Annotated in this window: 14 protein-coding genes and 1 pseudogene; 6 read left to right on the top strand and 9 right to left on the bottom strand. The window is 67.9% G+C overall.

What is annotated here, in order from left to right; all coding sequences use genetic code 11:
* The 4 genes from GJ629_RS10195 to GJ629_RS10210 form a co-directional block, all read right to left on the bottom strand.
* Positions 1-1,505 (bottom strand): MMPL family transporter (locus GJ629_RS10195; protein ID WP_157512881.1); only part of this gene is annotated, 1,505 nt, incomplete at its 3' end.
* A gap of 92 nt (positions 1,506-1,597) precedes the next feature.
* Positions 1,598-1,990 carry a hypothetical protein gene (locus GJ629_RS10200; RefSeq protein WP_157512883.1) on the bottom strand — a complete coding sequence of 131 codons (393 nt, stop codon included), beginning with the start codon at positions 1,988-1,990 and terminating at the stop codon, positions 1,598-1,600.
* A 40-nt stretch (positions 1,991-2,030) separates the two neighbouring features.
* Positions 2,031-4,643 carry a DNA mismatch repair protein MutS gene (gene mutS, locus GJ629_RS10205; RefSeq protein WP_157512884.1) on the bottom strand — a complete coding sequence of 871 codons (2,613 nt, stop codon included), beginning with the start codon at positions 4,641-4,643 and terminating at the stop codon, positions 2,031-2,033.
* A 44-nt stretch (positions 4,644-4,687) separates the two neighbouring features.
* Positions 4,688-5,317 (bottom strand): TetR/AcrR family transcriptional regulator, encoded by a 630-nt coding sequence (locus GJ629_RS10210; RefSeq protein ID WP_157512886.1) that lies wholly within the window; start codon positions 5,315-5,317, stop codon positions 4,688-4,690.
* A 75-nt stretch (positions 5,318-5,392) separates the two neighbouring features.
* Here GJ629_RS10210 and GJ629_RS10215 point away from each other — a divergent pair, with 75 nt between their 5' ends.
* Entirely contained in the window at positions 5,393-5,743 is a 351-nt protein-coding gene (locus GJ629_RS10215) for a co-chaperone YbbN (RefSeq protein ID WP_157512888.1), read from the top strand.
* Here GJ629_RS10215 and GJ629_RS10220 read toward each other — a convergent pair.
* The 3 genes from GJ629_RS10220 to GJ629_RS10230 are packed head-to-tail and all read right to left on the bottom strand — an operon-like array spanning position 5,740 to position 7,567.
* Positions 5,740-5,907, bottom strand: a complete 168-nt coding sequence (locus GJ629_RS10220) for a hypothetical protein (protein ID WP_157512890.1) — start codon at positions 5,905-5,907, stop codon at positions 5,740-5,742. The genes GJ629_RS10215 and GJ629_RS10220 overlap by 4 nt on opposite strands.
* Positions 5,908-5,945: 38 nt before the next feature.
* The gene (locus tag GJ629_RS10225) at positions 5,946-6,683 is read right to left on the bottom strand and encodes a hypothetical protein (protein WP_231754583.1); all 738 of its coding nucleotides are present in this window, start codon (positions 6,681-6,683) and stop codon (positions 5,946-5,948) included.
* Entirely contained in the window at positions 6,680-7,567 is an 888-nt protein-coding gene (locus GJ629_RS10230) for an NAD(P)H-binding protein (RefSeq protein WP_157512892.1), read from the bottom strand. Before GJ629_RS10230 ends, GJ629_RS10225 begins: the two co-directional genes overlap by 4 nt.
* Before the next feature lie 98 nt (positions 7,568-7,665).
* Between GJ629_RS10230 and GJ629_RS16215 the strand changes: the two genes are divergently transcribed.
* The 3 genes from GJ629_RS16215 (at position 7,666) to GJ629_RS10240 (ending at position 9,753) form a co-directional block, all read left to right on the top strand.
* The gene (locus tag GJ629_RS16215) at positions 7,666-7,809 is read left to right on the top strand and encodes a hypothetical protein (RefSeq protein WP_197428541.1); all 144 of its coding nucleotides are present in this window, start codon (positions 7,666-7,668) and stop codon (positions 7,807-7,809) included.
* A 69-nt stretch (positions 7,810-7,878) separates the two neighbouring features.
* Positions 7,879-8,835: an L-lactate dehydrogenase gene (locus GJ629_RS10235; RefSeq protein ID WP_157512893.1), complete on the top strand. Its 957-nt coding sequence runs from the start codon at positions 7,879-7,881 to the stop codon at positions 8,833-8,835.
* Between the two features lie 42 nt (positions 8,836-8,877).
* On the top strand, positions 8,878-9,753 hold the full coding sequence (locus tag GJ629_RS10240; RefSeq protein ID WP_370515860.1) for an EamA family transporter: 876 nt from the start codon (positions 8,878-8,880) through the stop codon (positions 9,751-9,753).
* Here the strand turns inward: GJ629_RS10240 and GJ629_RS16220 are convergent.
* Together GJ629_RS16220 and GJ629_RS16225 are read right to left on the bottom strand one after the other, a co-directional pair.
* Positions 9,750-9,893 carry a hypothetical protein gene (locus GJ629_RS16220; RefSeq protein WP_197428543.1) on the bottom strand — a complete coding sequence of 48 codons (144 nt, stop codon included), beginning with the start codon at positions 9,891-9,893 and terminating at the stop codon, positions 9,750-9,752. The genes GJ629_RS10240 and GJ629_RS16220 overlap by 4 nt on opposite strands.
* A 108-nt stretch (positions 9,894-10,001) precedes the next feature.
* Positions 10,002-10,148 carry a hypothetical protein gene (locus GJ629_RS16225; RefSeq protein WP_197428544.1) on the bottom strand — a complete coding sequence of 49 codons (147 nt, stop codon included), beginning with the start codon at positions 10,146-10,148 and terminating at the stop codon, positions 10,002-10,004.
* A 145-nt stretch (positions 10,149-10,293) separates the two neighbouring features.
* Here GJ629_RS16225 and thiD point away from each other — a divergent pair, with 145 nt between their 5' ends.
* Together thiD and GJ629_RS10250 are read left to right on the top strand one after the other, a co-directional pair.
* Complete coding sequence (thiD, locus tag GJ629_RS10245; RefSeq protein WP_157512894.1) at positions 10,294-11,601, top strand: bifunctional hydroxymethylpyrimidine kinase/phosphomethylpyrimidine kinase; 1,308 nt, start codon at positions 10,294-10,296, stop codon at positions 11,599-11,601.
* Between the two features lie 38 nt (positions 11,602-11,639).
* Positions 11,640-12,047, top strand: a pseudogene (locus GJ629_RS10250) (hypothetical protein); the annotation flags it as partial.

Below are 12,047 nucleotides of genomic sequence, written 5' to 3' on the forward strand. Positions count from 1 at the left end.
GCGGCCCCGCCGGCGAGACCGGCCACCAGCGCCAGCGCGACGACGACCGGGGCAGCCCGGCGCGCGAGGGTCACGCCGCTCGTCAGCACCGGCCGGAGGAACCGACCGCTGCCCAGCGGCGTCTTCCGGCGGTCGAGACCGACCGCTTCGAGGGCGTCGTCGACGACGAGTTTCGCCGCCGGAACCAGCGTCGTGAACACGACCAGCGCCGAGACGACGCCCAGCGTGATGCCCACGGCGAGGTTGCGGATGGACTGGAAGTCGCTCGTGACGTTCGCCGTGAACCCGATACCGGTCGTCACCGTCACCAGCACCAGCGCGAGCGCCACCGACCGAAGCGACCGCGTCATCGGTCCCCGCGGGCCGCCGTCGTCGTCGCGGCGCTGTTCGCGGTGGCGCATAAACACGTGTAGGCCGTAGTCGACGCTGAGGCCGACGATCAACACCGGGCCGACGATGATCATCGCGCCGGCGGCGACCCCGAGCCATCCGAGAATCCCGAAGGTCCACACCAGCGAGATACCGACGCCGAGGAGTCCGACGACGACGTCGACGATATCGCGGTAGGCGAACGCCAGCACGGCGAGGATCAACAGCACCGAGACGGGGACGACTAACTCCAGCGTGTTCCGGTTCCACGCCGATTCGAGGTCCTCCCGGGCGGCCGTTCCGAGCGTGAAGTATTCGGCCGTCCCGAACCCCTCGGCCGTCCGGTGGATAGCCCGCGCGGTCCCCTGATAGCTCCGCCCCGCGGGCGGTGCCGAGAGGTTCACCGTCGGCTCGACGGCCAGCCGACGAACGTGGACCGCGCTCCCGTTCGGTTCGTACCCTTCCGGGAGGAGTCGGGCCGCTGTCGGCCGGCGCTCGATACTGGACTCGACCAGCGCCGCTATCTCCGAGCGGTCGAGCTCCTCGACCGCCGCCCGCTGTTCGGCGAGGGTGGCGTTCGGGTCGTCCGCCGCCTGCCGCCCGACCAGCGTCGCCACGCCACGGACCCCTCCCTTCCCGTCGAGTCGTCCCTCGATAGACGGGACTGCCGAGAGTCGCTCGTGGAACCGCAGCGACTCCAGCAGCGACGACCGCGAGAGGACGTCGCCGTCAGCGTCGTAGACGTACACGACGTGCCGCGTCGTCACCGTCCGAACCGTCCGGTTCTCGCCCGATCGCTGTCCGTCGTCCTCTGTGGTGGATGTTCCGGTGCTGTCAGCGGTCGAATTTGGCGCGTCCGCACTTTCGTTTGCCGACGGCCGCTGTTCGCCCGAGGTCGGCCCGCCACCCGGTCGCTCGGGCCGGAACGTCGGCCCTCGGTCGAAGTGTTCGTCGGCGTAATCGGCCTTCTGTGCGGCCGTCGTGTCGCCGGTCGCGTTGCTGTTGTCGGCCGTCGTGAAGTCCAACTGAGGGATACCCGCCGCGACGCCGGCAGTCGCGACCAGCAACAGCACGACGACTGCGACGCTGTGGGTCGTCACTACGCCGACGGTCCACCCGATGGGATCACGCTCCATCGCCACACCTCCCGGTGGGTGCCCGGGTTCCACCACCGATCATATTTATACCCGACGTGAACGGTTGCGAATAAAAACGTACCGAACCCTTGTCACTCCTCGTCGTCGAGTTCGATGTCTTCCAAGGCCGCGGCCACGTCGTCGTCGTCGGCGCTGTTCTCCTCTTCCTCGGGGAGTTCGACGTCCTCCTCGTCGTCCTCGGTGCTCGATTCGTCCGCATCGCCGTCGTCCTCGGGCACTTTCGACTCGAACATATCCGCGCCGCCACCGGCGTCGAGCCCCGTGCCCGAGGAGGACTGGCTCAGGTCCGCGTCCGGGTCGGGGACGCCGGAGTCCTCCCAGACGTCGTGCTCGTTCAGGACGGCCTCGCGGTGCTTCAGGACCCACTGGACGTACGCGTCCAGGTCGTCGAAACCGTGATCCTCGCTCTCCCGGCGCATGTTGTCGACCATCGCCGGGTCGAGATCCAGGGGTACCTCGACCATTGCTCCCTTGTTGGCTATCCCAGTTAATAAAGGCACCCGCTCACTCCAGCTCGGACTGCAACTCGGCGAGGGTGTTCAGCGCCTCGATGGGTGTCAGTTCGGCGACGTTGACCGCCCGCAACCGCTCGGCCACCGCCGCTGCGTCGCCCTCACGCTCGCGGTGCCCGTTGGTCCGTTCGTCCGGCGTCGCCTCTGTGTCTACCGGCGCGTCCGCCTCGCGTTGCTCGCCCGGCTGCTCCCCTTCGAGCAGTTCGCTCGCCCGGTCGACAACTGGGTCGGCGACGCCGGCGACGCCGGCCACCTCGACGCCGTAGGAGGCCGCCGCCGCGCCCGGTTCGACGGCGTGTTCGAAGACGACCTCTCCACCCTCTTGGCGGGTCCGGAAGTGGCGGTTGAACACCCCTTCCCGGTCCTCGGCCACGGCGGTCAGTTCATGGTGGTGGGTCGCAAACAGCGTCGTCGCGCCCACCTCGTCGTGGAGGAACTCCGTCACCGCGCGGGCGATGGCGAGGCCGTCCGTCGTCGAGGTGCCCCGCCCCACCTCGTCGAGGAGGACCAGCGAGTCGGCGGTAGCGCTGTCGAGAATCTCGGCCAGTTCGGTCATCTCGATCATAAAGGTCGAGCGTCCGCCGGCGATGTCGTCGCTGGCCCCGACCCGCGTGAACACCCGGTCGACGATGCGCAACTGCGCGTCGTCGGCGGGCACGAAACTCCCGGCCTGTGCCAGCAGGACGATCAGCGCGACCTGTCGCATATACGTCGATTTGCCGCTCATATTGGGTCCCGTGATCACCGCGACCCGGTTGTCGGGGTCGAAGACAGCATCGTTGGGGACGAACGACGATTCGGTGCGCTCGACGACCGGGTGGCGGCCGTCCTCGATACGGATGCCCGACGCGTCCATCTCGGGGCGCGTGTAGCCGTGTTCGGCCGCGACGGTGGCGAACGCGACAAGCACGTCCAGTTCCGACAGCGCCGCGGCGAGGTCCTGGACGCGTTCTGCCTCACCGGCCACCGTCTCCCGGACGTCGACGAACAACTCGTACTCCCGGTCGTCGGCCCGTTGCTCGGCGGCGATGATCGACTCCTCGCGCTCGCGGAGTTCGGGTGTGACGAACCGCTCGCTGTTTTTGAGGGTCTGACGCCGGGTGTACTCATCGGGCACCGCGTCGAGGTTCGGGTCGGTCACCTCGATGTAGTAGCCGTGGACGGAGGTGTGGCCGACCTTCAGCGAGTCGATACCGGTCCGCTCGCGTTCGCGCTGTTCGAGGTCATCGATCCACGCTTTGCCGTCGCGTTCAGTCCCCCGGAGGTCGTCCAAGGTGTCGTCGTACCCCTCGGCGATGATTCCGCCCTCGGTGAGTTTCTGCGCCGGGTCGGGCTGGATAGCGTCGCCGATCAACTCCCGGACCTCGGGGCAGTCGTCGAGTCGCTCCCGGAGGTCGACCAGCAGGTCGGCCTCGGCGTCGGACAGGGCCTCACGGACCTCGGGAACCACGTCGAGCGTGTCCGTCAACGACCGGAGGTCGCGGGCGGTCGCCCGGCCGCGAGCGACCCGCGAGATCAGCCGTTCGAGGTCGTACACTTCGGTCAGGCGGTCGTGCAGGCGCTCGCGGGTCTGGACCGCGCGACTCAACTCGCCGACGGCCGCGTGGCGGGCACTGATCCGCTCGCGGTCGATCAGCGGCCGCCGGAGCCACGCCGTCAGCTCCCGGCGACCGAGCGCGGAGGCCGTCTCGTCGACGGCGTCGACCAGTGTCAGCCCCTCGGGGCCGGTGACGGTCCGGCGGTCGAACACTTCGAGGCTGTCCAGCGCGACGGCGTCTAACACCATGTACTCCCGCGGGTCGTAGCGCGTGAGGTGGTTGAGGTACTCGAGGCGTGCGGACTCCTCGGCGCCGCCGCGGGTGTACTCGGCGTAGGCCAGCAACGCCCCGCAGGCCCGAACCTCGACGGGGTCCGCCAGCAGGCGCTCGGGGTCGCCGAAGTACTCGGCGACGCGGTCGCTGGCCGTCGCTCGCTCGAATGTCCGCGCGTCGTGGGGCGTGACCATACAGTCGCCGCCGAAGTGGTCGGCGCTCGCCTCCGGGCCGACGATGGCCTCCGCGGGCGCGAACCGGCTTATCTCGTCGCCGACGGTCGCCTCGGCGTCGGTCGAGGTGGCGTAGAAGTCGCCCGTCGAGACGTCCAACAGGGCGAGACCGAAGCGGTCGCCCTCCCGGGCGAGGCTGGCGACGTAGTTGTTGTCCGCGCCGCCCAGCAGTTCGTCCTCGGTGAGGGTCCCGGGCGTGATGATGCGCGTGACCGCCCGGTCGACGACGCCGGAGACCTCCTCTGGGTCCTCTATCTGGTCGGCGATTGCGACCCGGTAGCCCGACTCCAGCAGGCGCTCGACGTAGCTCTCGGCGTTGTCGATGGGGATACCGGCCATCGGGTAGGTCCCTGTCGAGTCCTCGCGTTTGGTCAGCGTGATCTCACAGATGCGGGCGACCACCTCGGCGGCGTCACAGAAGGCCTCGTAGAAGTCCCCCACCTGAAAGAGCACCAGCGAGTCGTCGTACTCGCGGGTCAACTCGAAGTACTGGGACATCATCGGCGTCAGGTCCCCGGCCCGTTCGGCCATCGACTCCGGTGGGCCCAGTGCCGCGTCCATACCCGACGGAGGGACAGCGAGGAGTAAAGGCCTCTCGGTTGGCGCTACCCCTCGCGGACCATCGGGTCGATGACGTGTTCGGTGAGCGAATCGTGGACCGTCTCGGCGACGGTGTCACACTCCGTCGAGACCTGCGTCACGCGCGCTCCTTCGATGGCGGCGACGAGGTGGGTGGCCGTCGCCTCGGGGTCGACGGGTTCGAAGACGCCGCTGTCGATACCCTCCTCGATGATGTCGGTGTACAGCGACAGCAGGTGGTCGTTGTTGTCCGAGAACTGCGCGCGGAACGTCTCGTCGTGGGGCGCGTGGGCTTGGACCTCGAGCAGCGCGGTGTGGAACGTCCAGTGGCCGCTGGAGTCGCCGTCGCGGCCGTTGGGACCGAACAGCATCGCCTCGACGAGCGCCCGCAGGCGCGTCTCCGGGTCGCCCTCGGCCCCGGTGTCGACCTCCTCTAAGAACTCCTCTAGGAGGTACGCCAGTGTCTCCGCCAGCAGGTCCTCCTTCGTGTCGAAATGGTAGTGCAGCGCCGCTTTGCTCTTCTCGGACTCGTCGGCTATCGACTGCATCGTCAGGTCGACGAAGCCGTGCTTGCACAGCGCCTGCTTCGTCGCTTCGAGCAACTGCGTCCTCGTCACCGTCCGGTTCGTTCCCGTGCCCCCGCCTGCCGCGTCCATACTGACTCGTTGGTTAGGTGATGGTTTGTAAGTACCTTCCGGTCCATACAAGTCTGTAGCCCTGTTAGTACTCCTATGAACAGTCGATCCGACTCCGACTCCGTCCCGGACCGCCCGGTCGAACTCGCTGACGCGGCGGCACTCGAAGCGTTCGTCGAGGAGTACTCGCCGGCGCTGGTCGAGTTCGTCACCGACGGCTGTGGGGTCTGTGCCTCGATGGAACCGGTCGTGGGCGGTGTCGCCCGCGGTACCGAAGCCGCCGTCGGGATCGTCAACCCCCGGGACGACCCGCCGCTGATCGACGACTACCGGATCACCTCGGTCCCGACGCTGGTGTTGTTCGTCGACGGCGAGGAGCGTGACCGCCTCGCGGAGGGGTTCGTCTCCGGTGACCGACTCACCGAGTTTGTCGCCGAGGCCGCCTAGCGCTGGCGCTGGTGTTTGATCCGCTCGGCGACGACAGCGGGTACCGTCGTCTCGCAGGTCCCACACCGCCACGACGGCGTCGCCGTCCCCTCTATCTTCTCTAAGTCCATCGCCCGTTCTATCCGCAGGCCACAGCCGTCGCAGGTGTAGCTGCTGGGGGCCACACCGTGTCATTCGTGCTCATATCACAAGAAAATACGGCTCACAGGAGGCCGCTGTCGGCCCGGTTGTGCCGGGACAGCAGGAGCACCGACGCGCCGGAGACGAGGGTGACGGCGAGGACGTGACCGGCGACGGCGAAGAAGATCAGGTCGTGGCCGGCGACGAACGGCAGCATAATCGTCTGAACCCACGCGAAACCGATGGTGACGAGGTCAGCCCGGAGCAGCGCTGACCGGCTCTCGGTGGCGAGGTCCCGGCCGTACATCACCGTCCGCCAGAGGCCGACGATGCTGGCCCACCAGCCGGTTCCGATGCGGTAGCAGACGTCGAAGAGGACGACCAGCGTGAACGCGACGACCGGCGCGCGGTACGGTCGCCCGAGGAGGTCACCGAGCAGCGACGACCCGACGGTCTGGGGGTCGACGACGAAGAGGTAGGTGATCAGGCCGACGAACGAGAACACGCCGAGGACGATCTCGATCTGGGTCCCGAAGAGGACGTCCGTGTACACCCGCGGTACGTCCACGTCGCGGATGCGGCGGCCGAGTGTGAGCATCAGGGCCGACCCGCTGGAGACGACGACGACCGCGGCGGTGCCCGCCGGGACGGCCGCCCACGCGTCGAAGACGGCCGCGAGGCCGAGCACACCGACCTCGAAGAGGACAAGTTGGATAGCCAGCGCCTGCGCGCGGGAGAACTCGACGCCGGGAATCGCGTCGACGATGCTCTCGTAGACCCACCGGTCGTAGGTCGTCTCGCCGGGGCTGACACGCCTCACGCCTCGCCCTCCAGCGCGCGCTCGACGGCCGTCCGGAACGGCGTCCGGTCGACCGGGACGACCGCTTCGATGCTGTCGTCGGTGACGACGACCGGGTTGCGGAGCCCCTCGATCAGGGGGTGTGAGATCGACCGCGGGATGTCCGTCACGAGGTCGACCCAGTACGCCGAGAGATTCGGCGTCAACACCGGGACGGGGACGACCAGTCTGCGCTTGCCCATCGCCGCCGCCGTCCGGGTCAGCATCTCACGGTAGCTCAGCACGTCGGGGCCGCCGATCTGGTAGGTCTCGCCGGCCGCCTCGGGCGCTTCGAGGATGCCGACGAGGTATTCGACGACGTCGCTGATGGCGATCGGCTGGCAGTCGGTGTACACCCACCGCGGGGCGACCATCACTGGCAGTTTGGTCACCAGTTGTTGGACCATCTGGAAGCTGATCGACCCCGCGCCGACGATGATCGCCGCCCGCAGCGTCGTCAACTCGTAGCTCCCACGGCCCAGCAGTTGTTCGACCTCCTGTCTGGAGCGGAGGTGCGGCGAGAGGTCGTCGCCCGTCTCGCCGAGGCCACCGAGGTACACCACCCGGGAGACGCCGGCGGCACTCGCGGCCGCGGTGAAGTTCGTCGCCGCCTCCCGGTCGCGCTGTTCGAAGTCCTCGCCCGTCTGCAGGGAGTGGACGAGGTAGTACGCGGCCTCGATATCGTCGAAGACACCCGGTAACGTCGACGGGTCCAGCAGGTCGCCCTCGACGACGTCGACGCCCTCGGCGGCGTCGTAGCTCCCGGCGTCGCGGGTCATCGCGACCACGTCGTGGCCCGCCTCGACCAGCGCCGGCACGAGGTTGCTCCCGACGAATCCGCTCGCTCCGGTGACCAGTACTCGCATACGTCTCTTTCGGCCCCCTCGGGTAAAAACGGCCCTGCCGGAAATACTAACTCATATCCGAAACAATTATTTTGTAGGCCGTCGAACGACGAACTGTGATGGCTACTGCTATCGACCCGACGCGGCAGTGTCCGGCCTGCGGCAGCGACGACAGGGAAGCGACCGACCGCGAGCGAGTCCCCGGCGGGACGGACTGGCGGTATTACAGCTGTATCGACTGCGGTAACGAGTGGCGTGTCTGATCGGCCCGTTCTCAGTCTCTGACCATCTCGGGGGAATTTATACGGACGCGAGTAAAAGGTCCAGACACGATGTCAACTGGACGCGTCAAGGGTAAAGTTGCGATAGTCGGTGCGGGCGATGTCGGGGCCACGACGGCCTACTCGCTGATGAGCAGCGGTGCGGTCTCGGAGATAGCGCTGATCGATATCGATCAGGAGAAAGTCGAGGGCGAGGCGATGGACCTCAGCCACGGCACCGGCTTCGTCAAACCGGTCGACGTCTACGCCGGCACCTACGAGGACTGCTGGGACGCCGACGTGGTCGTCATCACCGCCGGCGCGAGCCAGAAACCGGGCGAGAGCCGCCTCGAACTGCTTGAGCGAAACGTCTCCATCTTCGAGGACATGGTCCCGAAGATCACCGAGCGCATCTCCCCGGAGACGGTACTGCTCGTCGTCACCAACCCCGTCGACGTACTCTCGTACGTCACGTGGCAGGTCTCTGACCTCCCCTACGAACGCGTCATCGGGTCGGGGACGGCGCTGGACACGGCCCGCTTCAAACAGGTCATCTCCGAGCACTGTGACGTGGCGACCAAGAACGTCCACGCCTACGTCATCGGCGAACACGGCGACAGCGAAGTCCCCCTCTGGAGCAGCGCCCACCTCGCCGGCATCCCCTTCGACGAGTACTGCGAACTCACTAACCGGCCCCACGGCCAAGAGGTCAAAGACGACATCGCCGAGGAGGTCCGCGGGGCCGCCTACGAGATCATCGAGAAGAAAGGCGCCACCTACTACGCCATCGGGATGGCGACGACGGACATCATCGAGGGCCTGATCCGCGACGAGGACACTATCATGACTGTCTCGACGCTGATGCAGGGCCAGTACGGCTTGGAGGACCTCTATCTCAGTCTCCCCTGTGTCGTCAACCGCCGCGGCATCCGGCAGGTGCTGGAACTGGACCTCTCGGAGGACGAGCGCGAGGCGTTCATCGAGTCCGCTAACGTCCTCGAAGACACCATCGAAGAACTCGGCCTGTAACCGTATCGTACGACTCATAGGACGCCCTCCCGAACCCCATTCGTGGACCTCGGACTCGCCTACTCGGTGGTCGCGGCGCTGTTGCTCGGGACCTACCTCTACGCCATCAAACGCTACTTCGAGCCGTACCCCTCGGTCGTCTACGTCCTGTTGGTCGAGGCGGCCGCGTTCGGGTGGTACCTCCCGATAGCGCTGTTCACCTTCGACGGCCCGCTCCTCCCTGCCGGTGCCGGCATCGAACTCCCGGTCGTCGCCGTCGGCGTCTCGTTGCTGACGGCGGTGGCGCTTCTGTCGTTCGTCGCCGCACTCCGCCGCGGCGCGGTGTCCTACGTCGCGCCGATCAGCAAACTCGTCCCGGTGTTCGTGTTGCCCATCGAGGTGCTCGCCCTCGGGGAGATACTGTCGCCGCTGCAGGTCGCCGGCGTCCTCACGGCCACTATCGCCGTCTACGTCGCCAACTACGAACCCGGCGAACTCCTCGAACCGTTCCGCCGTGCGCTGGTCACGCCGGCCGCACAGCTAGCCCTTCTCAGCGCCGCCACCTTCGGCGTCGTCGACGTGGGCAAACGCTACCTCATGCAGGAGTTGTCGCTGGCTCCGCAGGTCTTTCTGCCGGTGCTGTTCGGACTGGTGTCGCTGTCGGTCGCTCCGCTCGCGCTCCGCCGGGAGTGGCCCGACCGGACCCGCCGGGACCTGCCGCGCTTTCTCGCCGCCGGCCTCATCGTGGCCATCGCCAACCACATCGTCTTGCTGGCTTTCCAACTGGTCCCCGCGAGCATCGCCTCGCCCATCGTCAACACGCAAGCCGTCGTGGCCGTGATACTCGGCGGTGTCCTATTGCGCGAGGAGAACTTCGGGATTCGGCTGGTCGCGGCCGGTCTCGCCGTCGGCGGCATCGCGATGATCGCGCTCGGCTAGGCCTCGACGCCCTCGACCCGGTACTCCATGTTGACCTCGTGGGTGTTCAGGTCGTCCGCGATCGCCTTGGCCTCCGAGCGCTCCTCGTACGGTCCCTCGACCCGGTCGCCGTCGACGGTCACGTAGTACACTTTCGCCATACCGCCCCGTGTGGGCCGCGGTATTTGTGTGTTTCTCCGCCGGCGTCGTCGGGCCCGAGGGCGTCGCCACTGGGCGACGTCGCCTATCGAATCACCGCTTTCCCCCTGCTACCCGCCGATCTCGACTGTATAGCTGGACTGTACCCACGCGTCCGGGTTCTCCCGGTCGTAGATCATCGTCTCGTCCGCGCCAGTCTCGATTGCGGCGTAGCGTTGCTCGTCCGTCGGCTCGATCTCGGTGCTGTTCTCGGTCATGCGTTTCCGGTCACCCGTGGTGGGTTGTCCCACACCACACGTGCTCTTCCATCAGTGGTGATCTGTGATAACTCTTCTGGCTGCGTCAGACACTGTCACAGTCGCTATCATCACCGATTTGTATAGGGCGGTGATACTCTCAGCTATGACACGACAGCAGTCACCGGTGTCGCCGCCGGTCGTGCTGACCGTCGCCGGGAGCGATTCGGGCGGCGGGGCCGGCATCCAGGCCGACTTGAAGACCATCGAGGCCGGCGGCGCGTTCGGAACCAGCGTGATAACCAGCGTCACGGCCCAGAACACCACCGGCGTCGCGGACTCACACCTCCTGCCGGTCGATCAGATCGAGGCCCAACTGACGGCCGTCCTCGACGATTTCGACGTGGCGGCGGTCAAGACGGGAATGCTCGCGGCCGAACCGGTGATCGACCTCCTCGTCGAGTACGCCGACCGCCTGCCGAACCTCGTCGTCGACCCGGTGATGGTCGCCACCAGCGGCGACAGACTGCTCGACCCCGCGGCCGAGGACGCCTACGAACGCCTCCTGACCGAGGCGACGCTGGTCACGCCCAACGCCGACGAGGCGGCCGTCCTGACAGGCGTCGACCCGGAGACGCCAGCCGACCTCCGGGCGGCGGGCGAGGAACTCCGCGAGATGGGCGTCGACGCGGCGCTGGTCAAAGGCGGCCACGTCCCCGGCGACAGCGTCGTCGACGTGTTGGTCACCGAGGACGGCATCGAGCGGTTCGAACACCCCCGCGTCGACACCGAGGCGACCCACGGGTCTGGCTGTACCCTCTCCTCGGCGATAGCGACCCGGCTGGCGTCCGGCGACACTCTCGGCCGGGCCGTCGAGTCCGGCGTCGACCTGCTGGCCCGCGCGGTCCGGTACAACCTCGACGTGGGCGAGGGGCCGGGCGCGGTCCACCATATGGTCGAGACGCGCGACCGGGCGGCCAGCGAACCGACCGCCGAAGCCGTCGAGGCTGTCGTCGCGTCGCTGGTCGAGGCAGACGTGAGCCCTCTCGTCGACGAGGCCGGAATGGCCGTCGTCGGCGCGACGCCCTACGCCGAGGACGACGGCGATATCGCCGCCGTCGAAGGCCGGATCGCACGCACCCGCGAGGGGCTTCGGTCGAACCGCGGCGTCCGGTTCGCCGCCGGCGGCCGCGTCGCGGACCTGCTGCTCGACGCCCGCGAGATCAGGCCGTCGCTGGCGTTCGCCTGTCGGTGCCGCCACGACCCGCCCGTCGCGGACGCCCTCGATTCGATGGACTGGGAGACGGTCTCGCTGGGCCGCGGGGTCGACATCGACCACGTCCGGGACATCTTCGCCGAGCGGGAACCGACCGCGCTGCTCGACCGCCGTCGGGACTCGACGGTCGTGTTCGCCCGCGACACCGCCACGCTCCGGGACCGCGTCCTCGGCCTCGCCGCGGCCGTCGACGACTGACCACCTCACTTATTTCGGTCGACTCTCTACTGCCACCGATGCGTCGTTCGCTCGTCCTCGTTGGGTTGTTCGTCGCCGTCACCATTCTCGCAACTGCCGGTGCGGCGACGCCCGCCGTCGACGCCTGCGCGACTCCCGACACTGCAAACACTAGTGACACCGACACGCGGGTCCTGCTCACCTTCACGAACGCCTCGGTCGCCGGCGACTGCGGCGACGGAGTCGTCGCCGCGGCCGGCGGCGAGGTGCTCGACAGCGCCGACGCCGCCCCGGTCCTCGTCGCCCGCGTCGACGCCGCAGCGATACCGGCGCTCGAATCGACGCCGGCGCGCCGCCGTCGACGCGACAGCCTCGGCGGCCTGCCCGACGACGGCACGGCGATGGGATCGGCGGCCGCGACGCAGTCGGTCCCGTGGGGTATCGACCGGGTCGGCGGCGTCGCGGCC

This window comes from Halapricum sp. CBA1109, assembly GCF_009741825.1.
GTDB lineage: Archaea > Halobacteriota > Halobacteria > Halobacteriales > Haloarculaceae > Halapricum.